Here is an 18,294-nt window from a genome sequence, read left to right on the forward strand (position 1 = left end):
CAGGGTGGTCCCGGCCAGGGTGGTCCCGGCCAGGGTGGTCCCGGCCAGGGTGGTCCCGGCCAGGGTGGTCCCGGCCAGGGTGGTCCCGGTCAAGGTGGTCCCGGTCAAGGTGGTCCGGGTCAGGGCGACGCCGACGACGCCGCCGGCCAGGGTGGTCCCGGCCAGGGCGGCCCCGGTCAGGGTGGTCGTGGCCAGGGCGGCGCCGAGGACGATGCCGCCGGCCAGGGTGGTCCCGGGCAGGGTGGTCGTGGCCGGGGTCAGGGTGGCGCCGGATAGGCGGACGACGACTGAGCCGAGGCGTGGGGGGCGCCGTTCCCGCGGTGCCCCCACCCCGCCGCGGATCGTGTCGCTACAGCTCGTCGTCGAAGGTGGCCACGCCGCCGGTCGCCGCGTCCTTCGCCAGGCGGGCGCGGGCGGCGGTGTCGCCGTACAGGCTCCAGCGCAGGAAGTCCGTGGTGGTCAGTGCGACGGCGTCGAAGTCGCCGCCGTTGTTGAGGTGTCCGCCGTTGGTGATGCTCAGCATCGCCCGCGACCATGGCACGGCCCGGTAGACGGTCCGGCCGGCGGCGTACGCGACGGTGCGGTCCTTCTTGCCGTGCACGAACAGCATCGGGGCGGGGTCGCCGCTGAACGGTGCGCTCAGCAGGTCGGTGCCGGCGAGCACGACGCCGGCCTTGAGCCGGGTGTCGCGCTGGCCGCTGAACAGGCCGACGGTGGTGATGCCGCCGCCGGAGTGGCCGGCCGCGGCGATCCGGTCGACGGCCAGTTTCCCGGCGAGCGGGTCGCCGGCGGCGGTGTCGAGCTTGATCATCTCGCTGATGAGGAACGAGACGTCGGCGGGCTGGTTGACGATGTCGATGGGCCGGTAGTCCTCGACGCCGTACGACGTGTACGGGTAGGCGGCGCCGGCGACGACGAATCCGGCGCGCACCCACGGCAGGATCAGCACCGAGTATGCCTGCGGCTGCGATGTGAGGCCGTGGCTGAACACGACGAGCGGGAAGCGGCCCTCGGCGACCGGAGCGCCGTCGCCGTCCCGGGTGGCCGGGTACCAGACGGTCAGCGGCAGGCGCCGGTCCGGCGTGCGCCAGTGTTCGATGGTGCGGGTGCCGACGGCGAACGCGGTGGCCGGGGCGGTGCCGGGCGGGACGGCGACGGGCACCGGGGTCTGCGGGGCGAGGGTCGAGCGCTTGGTGGACGAGTACGGCGAGGCGCCGTTGGTGGCGGTCGGGGTGGGCGCCGCGCTGGGCGACGGGGACGGTGACGCGGCGGCGCTGGGCGGCGGCATCTCGCCGGGCAGGGGCGGCTCGGCGGTGGGCTGCGTCGCGCACCCGGCCAGGGCGCCGGCGACGGCGGTGGTCAGACTGGCGATGACGGTTCGGCGACGCATGGTTACCAGTGTGCCCGAACCAAGCCGGGCAAAGTACCCGTCTCGGACACCGAATTGATCACACAGGGTAGTGCCAGGCCGGACAATCGGGCCCGTTCCTCCATGTCCCGTGACGCTGCGTGAGCTACGCCGTGACGGTGCGCGGCGCCGGTGCCGGGACGTGGCCGTACAGCCGGTCCCGCAGGAACTCCAGGATGAGCGCGGAGACCTCCGCGTACATCGGGCCGCCCGGCCGCAGGAACTCGCCGTGCCCGCGGCCCGGCAGCGTTACGAACCGCTTCGGCCACGGCACGTGCGCGTACGCGAGCCGGTCCGAGGCGATCGGCACCACCCGGTCGCGGTCGCCGTGCACGAACAGCATCGGCACCGGCGCCCCGCCGAAGCGCCCGGGCGCCTCCCGGCCGGAGATCACCACGCCGGCCCGCAGCCCCGGGTCGTGCCCCGGCGCGAACAGCCCCATCGTCGTGTACGCGCCCGCCGAGAACCCGACCGCCGCCACCCGGCCGCCGTCGATGTGCCCGGCCAGCGGGTCGGGCGCGGCCAGCCCTGTCACGGCGCGGAGCACGAACGTCGCGTCGGCGGGCTGGTGCCGCAGGTCGGCCCGGCGCAGCGGCACCCCGGCCCGGGTGTGCGGGTAGGCGGGCGCGGCCACGACGAACCCGGCCGCCGCCCACTGGTTCGCCAGGCCGGCGAAGTGCTCGGGCGCCCCGGCCAGCCCGTGGCTGAACAGCACGAGCGGGTGCCGGCCCTGCGCCACCCGGTTCGCGGCCACCGGGAACCACACGGTGGTCGGCAGCGGCCGGTCCGGGCCGCGGGCCAGGTCGAGGGTGCGCACGCCGACCCGGTACGGCTTGTCCGGCGCGCCGGCGGCGACGGCGGCGGACCGTCCGGCGACGGCAGTTCCCGCCGCCCCGGCCACGGCGAAACCGAGCACGGCGCAGAGGACGATCAGCGCGATCGCCGGCCCTCTCCGCGCACCCATGCGCTGACGGTAGGTCCACGCCGCCACCCCGCGCTCCGGCCGAATGTCCGATCTGGGCTGGCCGCCCGGATCGTTCCGAAACCGCGGCATCGACGGACGGGCACTCCCCGTCGCGTGCGTCGTTCGCTAGGGTCGGGGCCATGTCTGACAACCACCCGGTGGACCCGAGCGGCAACACCGAGGCGTTCCGGGCGTTCTCCAGCCAGCCGCAGGAGCCGGCCCGGTCCTCGTCGAACACGCCGCTGATCGCGGGCGCGGCCGTCGTCGCGCTGGCCCTCGTCGCGTTGCTGATCTGGCTCGTCGTCAGCTAGCCAGCACGGCGCGCGCCTGCTGCGCGATCTCCAGTTCCTCCGCCGTCGGCACGACGAGCACCGTCACGCGGGCGCCGTCCGGCGAGATGACCGGCCCGCCCGCGGCGTTGCGCTCAGTGTCCACCTCGATACCCAGCGTCTCGAGGTTGGCCAGCGCGCACGCCCGGACCTCCGGCGTGTTCTCCCCGACGCCCGCCGTGAACGTGATCGCGTCCAGCCGGCCCAGCACCGCCAGGTACGCGCCGACGTACTCGGTGATGCGCCGGCAGTAGACGTCGAACGCCAGCGTCGCGGCCGCGTCGCCCGCCGCCCGGCCGCGCACGATCGCGCGCATGTCGTTGTCGCCGGCCAGCCCGCGCAGGCCGCTGCGGTGGTTGAGCAGCGTGTCCAGCTCGTCCACCGACATGCCCGCCACCCGGTGCAGGTGCACCAGCACCGCCGGGTCCAGGTCACCGCTGCGGGTGCCCATCACCAGCCCCTGCAGCGGCGACAGGCCCATCGACGTGGCGACGCTGCGGCCGCCGCGCACCGCGCACGCGCTGGCCCCGTTGCCCAGGTGCAGGGTGATCACGTTGACGTCCGCCGGGTCGCGGCCCAGCAGGCGGGCCGTCTCCCGCGACACGTACGCGTGCGAGGTGCCGTGGAAGCCGTACCGGCGCACCCCGTAGCGCTCGGCGACGGCCGTGTCGATCGCGTACGTCGCGGCCTCCGGCGGCATCGTGCGGTGGAACGCGGTGTCGAACACGGCCACCTGCGGCACGTCCGGCAGCAGGTCGCGGGCCACCCGGATGCCGGCCAGGTTCGCCGGGTTGTGCAGCGGCGCGAGAGGGCTGAGCCGCTCGATCGCCTCGACGACCTTGTCGTCCACCACCACCGGCCCGTCGAAGTCGGCGCCGCCCTGCACCACCCGGTGCCCGACCGCGGCCAGCCCGGACAGGTCCGCCGACGACAGCACCCCGCGCAGCGCCTCGGCGTGGTCCGCCGCGTCGCCGCCCGGCTCGCCGATGCGCCCCACCGTGCCCTTCGCCGCCACCTCGGCGCCGTCGAACAGCTGCCACTTCAGCGACGACGACCCGCTGTTGATCACCAGCACGCGCTCGCTCACGCACCCACCTCGCTTCGCTCGGTGGGCGCCTGAGCGGCGGCGCTCTGCCTGATGGTTCGCTCGCTGCGCTCGCTCACGACGCCGCCTGGATGGCCGTGATCGCGACCGTGTTGACGATGTCCTTCACCGTGGCCCCCCGCGACAGGTCGTTCACCGGCCGGCGCAGGCCCTGCATGACGGGGCCGACCGCCACCGCCCCGGCCGAGCGCTGCACCGCCTTGTACGTGTTGTTGCCGGTGTTCAGGTCCGGGAAGACGAACACCGTCGCCCGGCCCGCCACCGCGCTGCCGGGCAGCTTCGTCGCCGCCACCGCCGGGTCGATCGCCGCGTCGTACTGGATCGGGCCCTCGACCGGCAGGTCCGGGCGGCGCTCCTGCACCAGCTTCGTCGCCGCCGCGACCTTCTCCACGTCGGCGCCCGCGCCGGAGGTGCCCGTCGAGTACGACAGCATCGCCACCCGCGGCTCCAGCCCGAACTGCGCGGCGGTGTCCGCCGACGACAGCGCGATGTCGGCGAGCTGGTGGGCGTCCGGGTCGGGGTTGACGGCGCAGTCGCCGTACACCAGCACCCGGTCGGCGAGCAGCATGAGGAACACGCTGGACGCCACCGACACCCCCGGCACCGTCTTGATGATCTCGAACGCGGGCCGGATCGTCGCCGCCGTCGTGTGGTTGGCGCCCGACACCATGCCGTCGGCGTGCCCCGCGTCGACCATCAGCGTGCCGAAGTAGTTCACGTCGCGCACCACGTCGTACGCCAGGTCCAGCGGCACGCCGCGGTGCTTGCGCAGCTCCGCGTACCGGGCGGCGAACCCGTCGCGCCACTCGCTGGTGACCGGGTCGACCAGGTGCGCGTCGCCCAGCTCGACGCCCAGCTCGCGGGAGCGGCGCTGGATCTCGGCCGGGTCGCCCAGCAGGGTCAGGTCGGCGACGCCGCGGCGCAGCAGGCTCTCGGCGGCGCGCAGGATGCGCTCGTCGGTGCCCTCGGGCAGCACCAGCCGGCGGCGGTTCGCCCGGGCGCGGTCGATGAGGTCGTTCTCGAACATCAGCGGCGTCACCCGGCTCGACCGGGTGACGTCCAGCCGCCGGGACAGCTCGGCGGTGTCCACATGCGCCTCGAACGCGCCCAGCGCCGCGTCCACCTTGCGCGGGGTGGCGGTGCTCAGCCGGGACATGATGCGGGCCGCCGCCGCGATGGTGTGGTAGCTGTCGCTCTCCACCACCAGCATCGCCAGGCCGGTGTTCAGGCGCTCGATCACCGACACCACGCGCGGGTCGGGGTGCTCGCCGATGGTCAGCACCAGCCCGGCCAGCGTGACGTTGCCGGCGGCGTGCGCGGCGCTCGCCGCGACCAGCAGGTCGGCGCGGTCGCCCGGGGTGATGAGCAGCGCGCCGTCGACGAGGTGGTCGAGGACCTGCGGCACGTGCGCGGCGCCCACCACGTAGTCGAGCACGTCGCGGTCGAGCGCGGCCTGCTCGCCGGTGATGACCGTGCCGCCCAGCGCGGCCGCCACCTCCGCGACGGTGGGCGCGCCGATCGCCGGCACCTCGGGGATCGACCAGGCGGGCACCGGCAGGCCGGTCGGGTGCGCGGCGCCGGGGGTGCAGCGGTTCGCCACCACCGCGAGCACGGTGGCCCCCAGGTCCGCGAAGGAGTGGTACGCCGCCCGCGCCGCCGCGTCGCCGCCGCCGCGCACCACGGGCACGACGACGCTGCCGAACTCGTTCGCCAGCCGGGCGTTGAAGGCCAGCTCGCGGGGCAGCTCGTCGCCGCCGTCCTCGTGGCCGTCGGAGAAGTCGCTGCCGACCACCACCACGGAGGCGCAGCGCCGCTCCACCGCCCGGTACCGCTCGACGATCCGCCCGACCAGCTCCTCGCGCCGGCCGTCCGCGACGAGCGCCGCCGCCTCGGCGAGCGTCACCCCGTACGACTCGTCGTACGGCGCCATCACCGGGTAGCGGCTGGTCAGCAGCTCCAGCAGCGGGTCCGGCCCGGCGACCAGCGGGCGGAACACGCCGATCCGGGCGACCTGCCGCGACAGCAGCTCGACCAGCCCGAGCGCCACCGTCCCCTTGCCGACCCCGGGGCCCAGCCCCGCCACGTACACGCTGCGTCCCACGCCCTCAACCTACCGGCCCGGACCCGCACCGGCCGGGCCGAAGGTCCCTATTGCCCCTCGCCGTCCAGCAGGGCGTCGAGGTAGCGGCCGGGCCGGTCCAGGAAGCGGCGCAGGTTCACCACGAGGTCCAGGTCGGCCCAGTCGGCGCGGCGCAGCCCGTGGTCGCCCAGCTCCAGCACGGTCGCGCCGGGCAGGGCGGTCAGCACGGGGGAGTGGGTGGCCACCAGCACCTGGGCGCCCGCGTCCCGCAGGTCGGCCAGCCGCGCCACCAGGCTCAGCGTGGAGGTGAACGACAGCGCCGCCTCGGGCTCGTCCATCAGGTAGAAGCCGGCCCGGGTGAACTTGCGGTCGAGCAGGTCGAGGAACCCCTCGCCGTGGCTGCGCTCGTGCAGCCCGCCCTCGCCGGTCTCCTCCAGGTAGGTGTAGAAGCCGTGCATGGTCTCGGCGCGCAGGAAGTAGGCGTGCCCCATCCCGCCGGGCGACCGCACCAGCCGCAGCACGTCGCCCAGCGGCGACTCGGTGGCCCGGGTGCTGTGCCGCGCGTGCCGCGACCCGCCCTCGGGGTTCAGCCCGCAGAGCGCGGCGACGGCCTCGACCAGGGTGGACTTGCCGGACCCGTTCTCGCCGACGAGGAACGTCACCCCGCCGGCGAGGTCCAGCCCGCCGTCGAGCACGGCCCGCACCGCCGGGATGCCGGCCCACCAGGCGCCCCGGTCCACCTCGGCCCCGGGGACGGGCTCCACCCGCCGCACGAGCCGGGCGCCGTCGCGGCGGGCGCGGGTCCAGGGCTCCACCGGGCTACTCGTCGTCCTCGTCGTCGAGCCGGGCCAGGTACACCGCGAAGCGCTCCATCGGCGTCTCGAACTCGGGGTTCTGGTCGACGAAGTCGCGCAGCCGCTCACCGACCCACTCCAGCGTCACGGACTCCTCCCCGCGCCGCTCGACCAGCTCCTCGATCCCGCGATCAGTGAAGTACATGGCACAGGATCCTAGGCGCAGCGGCGCCGGCCCCGGCCCGGCACGTGCTCGGCGGGGTGGCGGGCGGGGTGGCGGGCGTCACCGCCGCGTCAGGAAGCCGCCAAGATCCGCCGGTACGGCGTGAAGAACGCGTCAAGATCACCGCCGGGTACGGGGGCCCGGGTCTTCACTGCCTGGTGTGCCGAGCGTGAAGCGTGTGCTGGTCGGGCGTCCGTTGCGCAGCGACCGGCTGGGGGAGACGTTGCTGTCGAAGCGGCTGGCGCTGCCGATCTTCGCCTCCGACCCGTTGTCGTCCGTCGCCTACGCCACCCAGGAGATCCTGCTGGTCCTGACGCTGGGCGGCCTGGCGTACCTGTTCCTGGCCCCGTGGGTCGGCCTCGCCGTGGTGGTGCTGCTGGCCGTGGTGGTGGCGTCGTACCGGCAGGTGGTGCGCGCCTACCCCGGCGGCGGCGGGTCGTACGAGGTGGCGTCGCGCAACCTCGGCCCGTCGTCCGGCCTGGTCGTGGCGGCGGCGCTGCTGGTGGACTACGTCATGACGGTCGCGGTGTCGGTGGCCGCCGGCGTCGACAACGTCATCTCCGCGGTCCCGTCGCTGCACCCGCACCGGGTTGCGCTGTGCGCGGGGCTGGTCGTCGCGCTGATGGCGATGAACCTGCGCGGCGTGCGCGAGTCCGGCCGGACGTTCGCCTGGCCGACGTACCTGTTCATCTCGGGCGTGCTCGTGATGGTGGCGCTCGGGCTGGGCCGCGCCGTCGCCGGCGACGCGCCGGTGGCCGAGTCGGCCGGCTGGCAGGTGCGCCCCGAGCAGGCCGGCCTGACCGGGCTGGCGCTCGCCCTGCTCACCCTGCGCGCGTTCGCGTCGGGCTGCACCGCCCTGACCGGGGTGGAGGCCATCTCCAACGGGGTGCCGGCGTTCCGGCCGCCGAAGGCGGAGAACGCGGCCCGCACGATGCTGGCGATGGGCGCGGTGGCGATCACCCTGTTCGCCGGCATCACCACGCTGGCGCTGGTCGCGGACGTGCGGGTCGCCGAGCACACCTGCGACCTCGTCGGCTTCCCGGGCGACTGCACGACCGACCCGCAGCGCACGGTGATCGCGCAGCTCGCGGCGGCCGTGTTCGGCGGCGGCAGCGCCGGGTTCTTCCTCATCCTGGCCACCACCGCCCTGATCCTGGTGCTGGCGGCGAACACGGCGTTCAACGGCTTCCCGATGCTGGGCGCCATCCTGGCCCAGGACCGCTACCTGCCGCGGCAGCTGCACACCCGCGGCGACCGGCTGGCCTTCTCGAACGGCATCATCGCGCTGGCGCTGAACGCGGCGGCGCTGATCTGGGCGTTCGACGGCTCGGTGACCCGGCTGATCCAGCTGTACATCCTGGGCGTGTTCACCTCGTTCACGCTCAGCCAGGCCGGGATGGTGCGGCACTGGAACCGGGCGCTGGCCGCCGAGCGCGACCCGGTGGCCCGGCGGCGGCTGCACGGCTCCCGGGCGATCAACGCCACCGGCTGCGCGCTGACCGGCCTGGTGCTGGCGATCGTGCTGGCGACGAAGTTCACCCACGGCGCCTACCTGGTGGTGATCGCGGTGCCGGTGCTGTTCGCGCTCATGCGGGCCGTCCGGCGGCACTACGACCGGGTCGGCGCCGAGCTGGAACCCGAACCGGGGGCGCTGGTCCTGCCGGCCCGCGTGCACGCGGTGGTGCTGGTGTCGCGGGTGCACCGGCCGACCCTGCAGGCGCTCGCGTACGCCCGGGCGACCCGGCCCGCGACGCTGACCGCGCTCACCGTGGGCATCGACGCCGACGAGGTGGCGCTGCTGCGGCGGCAGTGGGACGAGCGCGACCTCGACGTGCCGCTGACGGTGCTCGACTCGCCGTACCGGGACATCACCGAGCCGGTGTTGGCGCACGTCGGCCGGCTGCGCGCGGACGGCCCGCGCGACCTGGTGGTGGTCTACATCCCCGAGTACGTGGTCGGGCGGTGGTGGGAGCAGCTGCTGCACAACCAGAGCGCCCTGCGGCTCAAGGCGCGGCTGCTGTTCCAGCGCCGGGTGATGGTGGTCAGCGTGCCGTGGCAGCTGGAGTCGAGCCACCGGCGGCGGCCGGACGACCGCGAGCCCGTGGCGGCCGGGCGGCCCGGGTCGCCGCCGCCGATCGGGTAGAACTTGCCGACATGGACACAGCGTGGGGCGGGGCGCCCGCCGGCCGGACGTGGCGGCGGGCGGGAACCGGGTTCGCCGTGGCCGGGTGTGCGCCGGCGCTCGCCACGGCCGTGCTCGTGCCGACCCGGCCGCAGCTGTCCCTGGCGAGCGTGGTGCTGCTGTACCTGGTGCCGGTCGTGCTGGCCGCGGCGGCGGGCGGGTGGTGGCCGGCGCTCGCCGCGGCGGTGGCCGCGGGCCTGCTGGTGAACTTCTTCTTCGTCCCCCCGCTGCACTCCCTGGCGGTGCGGACCGCGGACGACGTCGTCGTGCTGGCCGTCTACGTCGGCGTCGCGGTCGCGCTCGGCGCCGCCGTGGACCTGGCCGCCCGGCACCGGGCCACCGCCGCCCGCCGCGACGCGGAGGCCGCGGAGCTGACCCACATCGACCGCACCCGCGCCGCGCTGCTCGGCGCCGTCGGCCACGACCTGCGCACCCCGCTGGCCGGGATCAAGGCCGCCGTCTCCAGCCTGCGCCAGCCCGACGTCCACTTCTCCGCCCACGACCGGGCCGAGCTGCTGGCCACCGTCGAGGAGTCCGCCGACCGGCTCGCCACGGTGGTCGGCAACCTGCTGTCGGCGAGCCGGCTGGAGGCCGGGGTGCTGTCGGTCCAGCTGCGCCCGGCCGCCCTGGACGCCGTCGTCGCCCGGGCGGTCCTGGCCACCGACACGCGGGGCGTGCCGGTCGACGTCGACGTGCCCGACGACCTGCCGCTCGCCCTGGCCGACGAGGGCCTGCTGGAGCGGGTGGTGGCGAACCTGCTGAGCAACGCCTGCGCCGCCGGGCCGCCCGGCCGGGCGGTCACCGTCCGCGGCCGCGCCCGCGACGGCGGGCTGCACCTCGCGGTCGTCGACCACGGGCCGGGCATCGCCGCCGCGGACCGCGACCGCGTCTTCGCCCCGTTCCAGCGCCTCAACGACAGCGACGGCACCGGCCTCGGGCTGGGGCTGGCCATCGCCCGCGGCTTCACCGAGGCGCAGGGCGGCACCCTCACCCCGGGCGACACGGCGGGCGGCGGGCTCACCATGACCGTCGCCCTGCGGGCGGCGCCGTGAGCCGCATCCTGCTCGTCGACGACGACACCCAGCTGCTGCGCGCGCTGCGGATCAACCTGTCCGCGCGCGGCTACGACGTGCTCACCGCCGCCGACGGCGGCACCGCGCTGACGCTCGCCGCGCGCACCCCGCCCGACCTGGTGATCATCGACCTGGGCCTGCCCGACCTGGACGGCGTCACCGTGGTGGAGGGCCTGCGCGGCTGGACCCGGACGCCGATCATCGTGCTGTCGGCCCGCGAAGCCGAGGCCGCCAAGGTCGCCGCGCTCGACGCGGGGGCCGACGACTACGTCACCAAACCGTTCGGCATGGACGAGCTGCTGGCCCGCGTCCGCGCCGCTCTGCGCCGCGCCACCGCCCACGACGCCGGGCCGGCGGCGCTCACCACCCGCGACTTCACCGTCGACCTGGCCGCCCGGCGGGTCACCACCGCCGCGGGCGCCGAGATCCGCCTCACCCCGACCGAGTGGCACCTGCTGGAGATCCTGGCCCGGCACCCTGGCAAGCTCGTCGGCCACCGCCACCTGCTGCACGAGGTGTGGGGCCCGGCCTACGACACGGAGACGAACTACCTGCGGGTCCACTTCGCCAACCTGCGCCGCAAGCTGGAACCCGACTCGGCCGCCCCGCGCTACATCCGCACCGAGCCGGGTCTCGGCTACCGGCTCACGCCGGACTGAGCGCGGGCGGGCCGCCGCGTGCCAGGCGCCCGGCCAGCCAGCGGTCCCGGTCCGCCAGCGCGGCCCGCGCCATGCCGGTCGGGTGCTCGGTGAAGCCGTGCGGCGCCTCCGGGTAGACCAGCAGCTCGACGTCCACCCCCGCGGCCGCCAGCCGCGCCGCCAGCGCCCGGTTGTCGGCGAGCAGCACGTCCCGCTCGCCGACGATCAGCAGCGCCGGCGGGAGGCCGCGCAGGTCGCCGAAGACCGGCGACACGTCGGGAACCGTCCGGTCGGCCACGTGGCCGAGGTACGCGTCCAGGAAGTACTCGCCCGCGATCAGCCGCCCGGCCGGGGTCGAGCCGCTCAGGTCGTAGACCCCGAACTGCAGGACGGCGGCGGCGAAGCGGCCGGCGAGGCCCCGGTCGCGCAGCCGCAGCAGCGTGGTCGTCGCCAGGGTCGCCCCGGCCGAACTGCCGACGACCGCCAGCGCGGACGTGCCGAACCGGGTCTGCGCGTGCTCGATCAGCCACCGGGCGGCGGCCTCGCAGTCGTCGGGCGCGGCGGGCCACGGCTCCTCCGGCGCGAGCCGGTGGTCGACGCTCACGACGGCGACCCCGAGCGCCCCGGCCACCTCGGCGGCGCGCGCGATCCCGCCCGCCGAGGCGCCCAGGTAGAAGCCCCCGCCGGGGATGTCGAGCAGCACGCCCCGCACGACGCCCGCCGGCCGGACCACCCGCACGGCCACCCCGAGCGGCGACACACGCTCGACGGCGACCGCCGGGGGCACCTGCGCCGCCCGCGCCGCCAGCACCTCGTCGAAGGAGGCCGGCCCGCGCCGCTCACCCCGGGCGGCGTAGAACGCCCGGCACTCGGCCGCGAGCCCGGCGGGAACGGCGACCGGAACGGGTGCGGGAGGTGGGGTCACCCCACCTCCCGCACCGCGCACAGCTGTCTTCAGACCTACGGGCGGGGCAGCGACGCCTCGATCAGGGCGGCCTGCTCGGCGTCGTGCAGCTTCGCCGACCCCACGGCGGGAGCCGCGGCCGCGGGCCGGGAGATCCGGCGCAGCCGCACCCCGTCGAGGTGCTCCAGCAGGTTGAGCGCCACGAACGACCACGCGCCCTGGTTGGCCGGCTCCTCCTGCACCCACGCCACGTCCTCGGCGTTCGGGAACTGCCCGAGGGCCGCCTTCAGCTCGTCCACCGGCAGCGGGTACAGCTGCTCCATCCGGATGATCGCCGTGTCGGTGATCCCCCGGTCGGAGCGGGCCGCGAGCAGGTCGTAGTAGACCTTGCCCGAGCACAGCAGGATGCGCTTCACCGCGCCCGCGTCGCCGGTCAGCGCGGTCTCCGGCAGCACCGGCTGGAACGTGCCGGTGGTGAAGTCGGCGACCTGCGAGACGGCCTGCTTGTGCCGCAGCAGCGACTTCGGCGAGAACACCACCAGCGGCTTGCGCTTGCTGGACAGGGCCTGGCGGCGCAGCAGGTGGAAGTAGTTCGCCGGGGTGGTCGGGTTCGCCACCCGCATGTTGTCCTGCGCGCACAGCTGCAGGAACCGCTCGGGGCGGCCCGACGTGTGGTCCGGGCCCTGGCCCTCGTGGCCGTGCGGCAGCAGCAGCACGACGGACGACTGCTGGCCCCACTTCAGCTCGCCGGAGGAGATGAACTCGTCCACGATCGACTGGGCGCCGTTGACGAAGTCGCCGAACTGCGCCTCCCACAGCACGAGCGCGTCCGGGTTCTCCACCGAGTAGCCGTACTCGAAGCCCATCGCCGCGTACTCGCTGAGCAGCGAGTCGTGGACGAAGAACCGGGCCGTGCCGGTGGCCAGGCCCGCGAGCGGCAGGTGGTCCTTGCCGGTGCGCGAGTCGACGACGGACGCGTGCCGCGACGTGAACGTGCCGCGGCGCGAGTCCTGCCCGGCGAGGCGCACCGTGACGCCCTGACGCAGCAGCGAGCCGAACGCGATCAGCTCGCCGAAGCCCCAGTCGATGCCGCCGTCGGTGGACATCTTCGCCCGCCGCTCCAGCAGCTGCTGGACGCGCTTGTGCGGGGTGAAGCCCTCGGGCAGCTCGATGTGGGCGCGGCCGACGGCGGCGACGTCGTCGGGCGTGACCGCGGTGTCGACCTGCGGCTCGGACTCGTCCTGGCGGCGCTGCGACACCCGGGCGCCGGACGAGCCGGCCGTGTCGCGGGTGGCCTTGAAGACCTGCTCCAGCTGCTGCTGGAAGTCGCGCAGCTGCTCCTCGGCGTCCTGCACGGTGATGTCGCCCCGGCCGATCAGCTCCTCGGTGTACAGCTTCCGCACGGACCGCTTCGAGTCGATGATCTGGTACATCTGCGGGTTGGTCATCGACGGGTCGTCGCCCTCGTTGTGGCCGCGGCGGCGGTAGCAGACCAGGTCGATGACGACGTCCTTGTTGAACGCCTGCCGGTACTCGAACGCGAGCCGGGCGACGCGGATGACCGCCTCCGGGTCGTCGCCGTTCACGTGGAAGATCGGCGCCTGGATCATGCGCGCGACGTCGGTCGAGTAGAGCGACGAGCGGCTGTACTCCGGGGCGGTGGTGAAGCCGACCTGGTTGTTGACGACCACGTGCAGCGTGCCGCCGGTGCGGTAGCCGCGCAGCTGGGACAGGTTGAGCGTCTCGGCGACCACGCCCTGGCCGGCGAACGCGGCGTCGCCGTGCACCAGCACGGGCAGCACCGTGTAGCCGTGCAGGCCCAGGTCGAGCCGGTCCTGCTTGGCGCGCACGACGCCCTCGAGCACCGGGTCGACCGCCTCCAGGTGCGACGGGTTCGCCACGACGCTGACGGTGGTGGAGTGCTCGCCGTCGGGCGTCGTGTACTTGCCGGTCTGCCCGAGGTGGTACTTCACGTCGCCCGAGCCGTGCGCCGACTTCGGGTCCATCTGACCCTCGAACTCGTTGAAGATCTTCTCGTACGGCTTGCCGACGATGTTGGCGAGCACGTTGAGCCGGCCGCGGTGGGCCATGCCGATGACGATCTCGTCGAGGCCGTCCACGGCGGAGCGCTGGAGCACCTCGTCGAGCAGCGGGATGAGCGACTCGCCGCCCTCCAGCGAGAACCGCTTCTGCCCGACGAACTTGGTCTGCAGGAACGTCTCGAACGCCTCGGCCGCGTTCAGCCGGTTGAGCACGTGCTTCTGCTCGGCGGTGTCGGGCTTCGTGTACTTGATCTCGATGCGGTCCTGGATCCACTTGCGCTCTTCCGGACCCTGGATGTGCATGTACTCGATGCCGACGCGGCGGCAGTACGTGTCGCGCAGGACGCCCAGCACGTCGCGCAGCTTCATGCGCTGCTTGCCGCCGAAGCCGCCCACCGGGAACACCCGGTCGAGGTCCCACAGGGTCAGGCCGTGCTGGAGCACGTCCAGGTCGGGGTGCTTGCGGATCTTGAACTCGAGCGGGTCGGTGTCGGCCATCAGGTGACCGCGGACCCGGTACGCGTGGATCAGCTCGACGACCCGGGCGGCCTTGTCGATCTGGCCCTCGGAGGTGCGGGCGACGTCGCGCACCCAGCGCACCGGCTCGTACGGGATGCGCAGCGAGGTGAAGATCTGGTCGTAGAAGCCGTGCTCGCCGAGCAGGTACTCGTGCATGGCCTTGAGGAACTCGCCCGACTGCGCGCCCTGGATGACCCGGTGGTCGTAGGTGCTGGTCAGCGTGGTGACCTTGCTGACGCCCAGCTCGGCGAGGGTGTCGTCGGACATGCCGGAGTACGGTGCCGGGTACTCCATCGCGCCGACGCCGATGATGGCGCTCTGGCCCTGCATGAGGCGCGGGATGGAGTGGACGGTGCCGATGCCGCCGGGGTTGGTCAGCGAGATCGTGGTGCCGGCGTAGTCCTCCATGGTCAGCTCGTTGCGGCGGGCGCGCCGGACCACGTCCTCGTACGCCTGCCAGAACTGCCGGAAGTCCATCTGCTCGCACGCCTTGATCGACGGCACGACCAGCGTGCGGGAGCCGTCGGGCTTCGCCAGGTCGATCGCAATGCCCAGGTTGACGTGCTCGGGGCGCACCACGGCGGGCTTGCCGTCCACCTCGGTGAACGAGTTGTTCATCTCCGGGTGCTCGACGACCGCGCGGACCAGCGCCCACCCGATGAGGTGGGTGAAGCTGACCTTGCCGCCGCGCCCGCGGGCGAGGTGGTTGTTGATGACGATGCGGTTGTCGACCAGCAGCTTCGCCGGGACGGCCCGCACGCTCGTCGCGGTGGGCACCTCCAGCGACGCGCTCATGTTCTGCACGATGCGGGCGGCGACGCCGCGCAGCGTGGTGGTCGTCGCGCCGCCGTCGGCGTCGGCCTTCGCGGCCGGCGCGGCGTGCTTGGCGGCGGGCGCCGGCGCGGGGGCCGGCTTCGCCGCGGGGGCGGCCTTGGGCGCCTCGGGCACGGCCGGCTTCGCCGGGGGCTTGGCGGCCGGGGCGTCCGTGCCGACCTTCGCGGCGCTCGCCGTGGCGGCGGCGGCGGTGGCCTCGCCCGGGCTCACGATCGGTTCGGCGTCGGCGGCGGGCTTGTAGTCGGCGAAGAAGTCGTGCCAGGCGGGGTCGACGCTGGAAGGGTCGGCCAGGTAGCGCTGGTACATCTCGTCGACGATCCACTCGTTCGGGCCGAAACCCGCCAGAGGGTTGTCCTGAGCGGTCTGCTGGGTCGACACAGCCGGTATCGCCTCTTTCAACGTGGTTGGCGCGACTCGGAGAGCCTGATCCAGGCTACGCCGCGACGACAGGCTGACGAGTGCCGACGTCCGCTCCCATCGCGCCTGAGAAGCCTAGTCGATCCCGGGCGGGCCCGGGCCGGGCCCGCCGCCCGGACACGGCGCGGGGCCCCGGCGCGCGCCGGGGCCCCGCGTTCCGGACCGGGGTTACGAGATGTCGCGGCGGCGCACCAGCAGGGTGCCGATCACGCCCATGACCACGGCGTACGCGACCAGCACGACCGCGCCGACCCACTGCGGCGGGCTGCCCGGCAGCTCGGTGCCGGTGATCATCAGCTGCGACGCCAGCGGCGGCACGAGGACCTGCAGCTCCTGGAACCACTCACCCCAGCGGTCGCCGATGGCGAGGAAGAAGATGCCCGCGCCGAAGTAACCCGCGAGGTAGACCATCACCAGGGTGATGGTGGCGCCGATCTGGCTGCGGATCAGCACGCCGGCGCCGACGCCGAGGATCGACCAGAGGGCGTACGCGAGGGCGTTGAGCCCGATCGCCCGCCAGATCGCGCCCGAGCCGAGCTGCGAGCCGGTGTCGTAGGCGGCCAGGATGAGCGCGCCGACCACCAGGTTGAGCACCGTCGTGACCAGCCAGAACGCGGCACCCAGGATGGTGGCGGCGATCAGCTTGGCGCCGATGACCTCGGTGCGCCGGGCGGTGGTGAGGAACGTGGTGGTGGCGGTCTGGTGGAAGAACTCGTTGGTCACCACGATCGCGCCGAGCAGCATGACCATCAGAAGGCCGAAGAACTGCCCGCTGGTGTAGAGGTTGGCGGCGATGTTCGCGATGTCCGACTGCGCCAGGACCTGCTCGGACTGCTCCGGTGTGAGGCCCTCGGTCGCCTCGGCGCCCAGGTTGATCAGGCTGGAGGTCTGCAGCCAGTTGATCAGCGTGGTCAGGGCCCACAGCACGAACGTGATGAGCGCGAGCACCCACCAGGTGGCGGTGGTGCGGATCTTGAGCAGCTCGGAACGCACGAGGTTCATCGGATGCCCGCCTTTCCGGCCGTCAGCTCGAGGAAGACACCTTCCAGGTCGGGGCGTTCGGCGACGAGCTCGTGCAGCTCGACCTGCGCCTGCAGCGCCACCCGGCCGACCGTCGGGGCGTCCACGCCGGTGACCAGCAGGCCGCCGTCGGGGCCGGGCCGCACCGCCGCGCCGGCCGCCTGCAGCGCCGCCGCCAGCTGCTCGGCCTGCGGGGTGCGCACCTTCACCTCGGCCGCCGCCGTGGTCATCGAGCCGAGCACGGTGTCGACCGGCCCCTGCCGGATCAGCCGGCCCGCGGCGATGATCACCACGTCGTCGGCGAGCAGCTGCATCTCCGACAGCAGGTGGCTGGAGACCAGCACCGTGCGGCCCTGCGCGGCGAGGCCCTTGAGGAAGCCGCGCATCCAGCGGATGCCCTCGGGGTCGAGGCCGTTGGCCGGCTCGTCGAGGATCAGCACCCGCGGGTCGCCCAGCATGGCCGCGGCGATGCCCAGCCGCTGCTTCATGCCCAGCGAGTAGCCCTTGAACTTGCGCTTCGCCGCGGGGGTGAGGCCGACCAGCTCCAGCGCCTCGTCGGCCCGCGACTTCGGCAGCCCCGCCGCCGCGCAGATCACCCGCAGGTGGTTGATCCCGGTGCGGCCCTTGTGCGCGCTCGACGCCTCCAGCACCGCGCCGACGTGGCGCAGCGGCTGGTCGAGGTCCACGTACCGGGTGCCGCCGATGGTGGCCCAGCCGCTGGTCGGGGCGACCAGGTTGAGCATCATCCGCAGCGTGGTCGTCTTGCCGGCACCGTTGGGACCCAGGAAGCCGGTGACCCGGCCCGGCCGCACCGTGAACGACAGGTCGTCCACCGCGCGCACGCCGCGGTACTGCTTCGTCAGGCCGGACACCACGATCTCGCCGGGCGCGGGGGCGGCCGCCGTCGGCGGGCCCCCCGACCCGTGTTGCACCTGTCCCACGGACATGTCATTTCCCATCTGGGTAGCGAAGGTCTCGATCGTCAGCTTCGCGGTCAAGTGGCGCAGGTTCATCCGGCCGGGGCCCGATCCGTCCCTCATCCCTGCGGAGGACGGGGCACCGCCCCCGGGCGGGGTCAGCCCACCCGGATCCAGGTCGCCCGGGCGGTGCCGAGCACCGCGCCGTCCGGCCCGTACACCGTGGACAGCACCCGCGCCTTGCGGCCCTCGGCCGCCACCGCGGCCCCGGTGACCACGCAGGCGGCGCCGGGCTCCGGCAGGGCGTGCACGGTCGCCGCGATGCGGCCCAGCACGTACGGCCGGCCCGGGCCGATCACCGCCCAGCCGCCGGGGCAGTCCAGGGCCGCCCACATAGTCGGCACCGCCGGGCGCTCCGGCGCCGTCCACGGGGCGGCCGTGCGCCCGTCGCCCACCGGGCCGGGGAAGATCCGCAGGCCGTCGGGGCGCCGCGGCCCGCACACGTAGCAGCCGGGGAACGGGTGGTCCGTCAGGCCGGGGTACGCCGCCGCGGCGCGCGCCGCCGTCTCCGGGTCCACCGGCGGCACCGTGCCGGTGACCGGTTCGCCCTCGGCCACCTGCGCCACCAGCGCGCCGGCCGGGTCCCGCAGCTCCCCGCCCGCCAGGGTCAGCTCGGTGTCCAGCGGCGGCGGCAGGCGCAGGGTCACCTCCGGGTGCCGCAGGCCGCTCGCGGCGGCCACCAGCCCCGCGCTCCAGCCGCCGTTGCCCGAGCCGGGCGGGCCGTTGAACTCCGCCGGGATGCGCATCCCGGAACGGTCTCACATTCACGTTCACGCAATGGTCAC

General features: G+C 74.3%; 16 protein-coding genes. 4 read left to right on the plus strand and 12 right to left on the minus strand.

The annotated features are described in order from the left end of the window. From Sya03_RS02160 to Sya03_RS02170, 3 genes are all read right to left on the minus strand, one after another. The coding region (locus tag Sya03_RS02160) for a pentapeptide repeat-containing protein (protein ID WP_203936419.1) at positions 1-330 on the minus strand (330 nt) is incomplete at its 3' end. A gap of 19 nt (positions 331-349) precedes the next feature. Then, on the minus strand, positions 350-1,390 hold the full coding sequence (locus tag Sya03_RS02165; protein WP_203936420.1) for an alpha/beta hydrolase family protein: 1,041 nt from the start codon (positions 1,388-1,390) through the stop codon (positions 350-352). Positions 1,391-1,514: 124 nt separating this feature from the next. Next, positions 1,515-2,372, minus strand: a complete 858-nt coding sequence (locus tag Sya03_RS02170) for an alpha/beta hydrolase family protein (RefSeq protein ID WP_203936421.1) — start codon at positions 2,370-2,372, stop codon at positions 1,515-1,517. A 140-nt stretch (positions 2,373-2,512) separates the two neighbouring features. Between Sya03_RS02170 and Sya03_RS02175 the strand changes: the two genes are divergently transcribed. Further along, on the plus strand, positions 2,513-2,683 hold the full coding sequence (locus Sya03_RS02175) for a hypothetical protein (protein WP_203936422.1): 171 nt from the start codon (positions 2,513-2,515) through the stop codon (positions 2,681-2,683). Here Sya03_RS02175 and Sya03_RS02180 read toward each other — a convergent pair. From Sya03_RS02180 to Sya03_RS02195, 4 genes are all read right to left on the minus strand, one after another. After that, on the minus strand, positions 2,676-3,788 hold the full coding sequence (locus Sya03_RS02180) for an acetate/propionate family kinase (protein WP_203936423.1): 1,113 nt from the start codon (positions 3,786-3,788) through the stop codon (positions 2,676-2,678). The genes Sya03_RS02175 and Sya03_RS02180 overlap by 8 nt on opposite strands. A gap of 73 nt (positions 3,789-3,861) precedes the next feature. Beyond that, positions 3,862-5,907, minus strand: coding sequence for a phosphate acetyltransferase (gene pta / locus Sya03_RS02185; RefSeq protein ID WP_203936424.1), 2,046 nt, complete (start codon positions 5,905-5,907; stop codon positions 3,862-3,864). Between the two features lie 47 nt (positions 5,908-5,954). Beyond that, positions 5,955-6,701 (minus strand): AAA family ATPase, encoded by a 747-nt coding sequence (locus Sya03_RS02190; protein ID WP_203936425.1) that lies wholly within the window; start codon positions 6,699-6,701, stop codon positions 5,955-5,957. 4 nt (positions 6,702-6,705) lie between these two features. Continuing rightward, positions 6,706-6,885, minus strand: a complete 180-nt coding sequence (locus Sya03_RS02195; RefSeq protein ID WP_203936426.1) for a DUF6104 family protein — start codon at positions 6,883-6,885, stop codon at positions 6,706-6,708. A 187-nt stretch (positions 6,886-7,072) separates the two neighbouring features. Here Sya03_RS02195 and Sya03_RS02200 point away from each other — a divergent pair, with 187 nt between their 5' ends. Genes Sya03_RS02200 through Sya03_RS02210 form a run of 3 tightly spaced genes read left to right on the plus strand, consistent with a single transcriptional unit; the run spans position 7,073 to position 10,817 of the window. Beyond that, positions 7,073-9,046: an APC family permease gene (locus tag Sya03_RS02200; RefSeq protein WP_239107066.1), complete on the plus strand. Its 1,974-nt coding sequence runs from the start codon at positions 7,073-7,075 to the stop codon at positions 9,044-9,046. Positions 9,047-9,057: 11 nt separating this feature from the next. Continuing rightward, positions 9,058-10,137 carry a sensor histidine kinase gene (locus Sya03_RS02205; RefSeq protein WP_203936427.1) on the plus strand — a complete coding sequence of 360 codons (1,080 nt, stop codon included), beginning with the start codon at positions 9,058-9,060 and terminating at the stop codon, positions 10,135-10,137. Continuing rightward, the gene (locus Sya03_RS02210) at positions 10,134-10,817 is read left to right on the plus strand and encodes a response regulator (protein ID WP_203936428.1); all 684 of its coding nucleotides are present in this window, start codon (positions 10,134-10,136) and stop codon (positions 10,815-10,817) included. Before Sya03_RS02205 ends, Sya03_RS02210 begins: the two co-directional genes overlap by 4 nt. Here the strand turns inward: Sya03_RS02210 and Sya03_RS02215 are convergent. From Sya03_RS02215 to Sya03_RS02235, 5 genes are all read right to left on the minus strand, one after another. Continuing rightward, a complete protein-coding gene (locus tag Sya03_RS02215) occupies positions 10,804-11,721 on the minus strand; it encodes an alpha/beta hydrolase (protein ID WP_203936429.1) in 918 nt (305 codons plus the stop codon). The two genes, Sya03_RS02210 and Sya03_RS02215, sit on opposite strands and share 14 nt — an antisense overlap. Before the next feature lie 35 nt (positions 11,722-11,756). After that, entirely contained in the window at positions 11,757-15,473 is a 3,717-nt protein-coding gene (locus Sya03_RS02220; RefSeq protein WP_203936430.1) for a multifunctional oxoglutarate decarboxylase/oxoglutarate dehydrogenase thiamine pyrophosphate-binding subunit/dihydrolipoyllysine-residue succinyltransferase subunit, read from the minus strand. Positions 15,474-15,680: 207 nt separating this feature from the next. Then, the gene (locus tag Sya03_RS02225; protein ID WP_203936431.1) at positions 15,681-16,514 is read right to left on the minus strand and encodes a DUF2705 family protein; all 834 of its coding nucleotides are present in this window, start codon (positions 16,512-16,514) and stop codon (positions 15,681-15,683) included. Continuing rightward, positions 16,511-17,479, minus strand: a complete 969-nt coding sequence (locus Sya03_RS02230) for an ABC transporter ATP-binding protein (RefSeq protein WP_203936432.1) — start codon at positions 17,477-17,479, stop codon at positions 16,511-16,513. Before Sya03_RS02230 ends, Sya03_RS02225 begins: the two co-directional genes overlap by 4 nt. Positions 17,480-17,607: 128 nt before the next feature. Next, on the minus strand, positions 17,608-18,255 hold the full coding sequence (locus Sya03_RS02235) for a hotdog fold domain-containing protein (RefSeq protein WP_203936433.1): 648 nt from the start codon (positions 18,253-18,255) through the stop codon (positions 17,608-17,610). Positions 18,256-18,294 lie beyond the last annotated feature (39 nt).

This window comes from Spirilliplanes yamanashiensis, from assembly GCF_016863475.1.
GTDB classification, from domain to species: Bacteria; Actinomycetota; Actinomycetes; order Mycobacteriales; family Micromonosporaceae; genus Spirilliplanes; species Spirilliplanes yamanashiensis.

Bases quoted from the DNA above. Each gene is read 5' to 3' on its own strand.
- Sya03_RS02165 (WP_203936420.1), bottom strand. From the start codon at position 1,390: ATGCGTCGCCGAACCGTCATCGCCAGTCTGACCACCGCCGTCGCCGGC.
- Sya03_RS02170 (WP_203936421.1), bottom strand. From the start codon at position 2,372: ATGGGTGCGCGGAGAGGGCCGGCGATCGCGCTGATCGTCCTCTGCGCC.
- Sya03_RS02175 (WP_203936422.1), top strand. From the start codon at position 2,513: ATGTCTGACAACCACCCGGTGGACCCGAGCGGCAACACCGAGGCGTTC.
- Sya03_RS02195 (WP_203936426.1), bottom strand. From the start codon at position 6,885: ATGTACTTCACTGATCGCGGGATCGAGGAGCTGGTCGAGCGGCGCGGG.
- Sya03_RS02205 (WP_203936427.1), top strand. From the start codon at position 9,058: ATGGACACAGCGTGGGGCGGGGCGCCCGCCGGCCGGACGTGGCGGCGG.
- Sya03_RS02225 (WP_203936431.1), bottom strand. From the start codon at position 16,514: ATGAACCTCGTGCGTTCCGAGCTGCTCAAGATCCGCACCACCGCCACC.
- Sya03_RS02230 (WP_203936432.1), bottom strand. From the start codon at position 17,479: ATGTCCGTGGGACAGGTGCAACACGGGTCGGGGGGCCCGCCGACGGCG.
- Sya03_RS02235 (WP_203936433.1), bottom strand. From the start codon at position 18,255: ATGCGCATCCCGGCGGAGTTCAACGGCCCGCCCGGCTCGGGCAACGGC.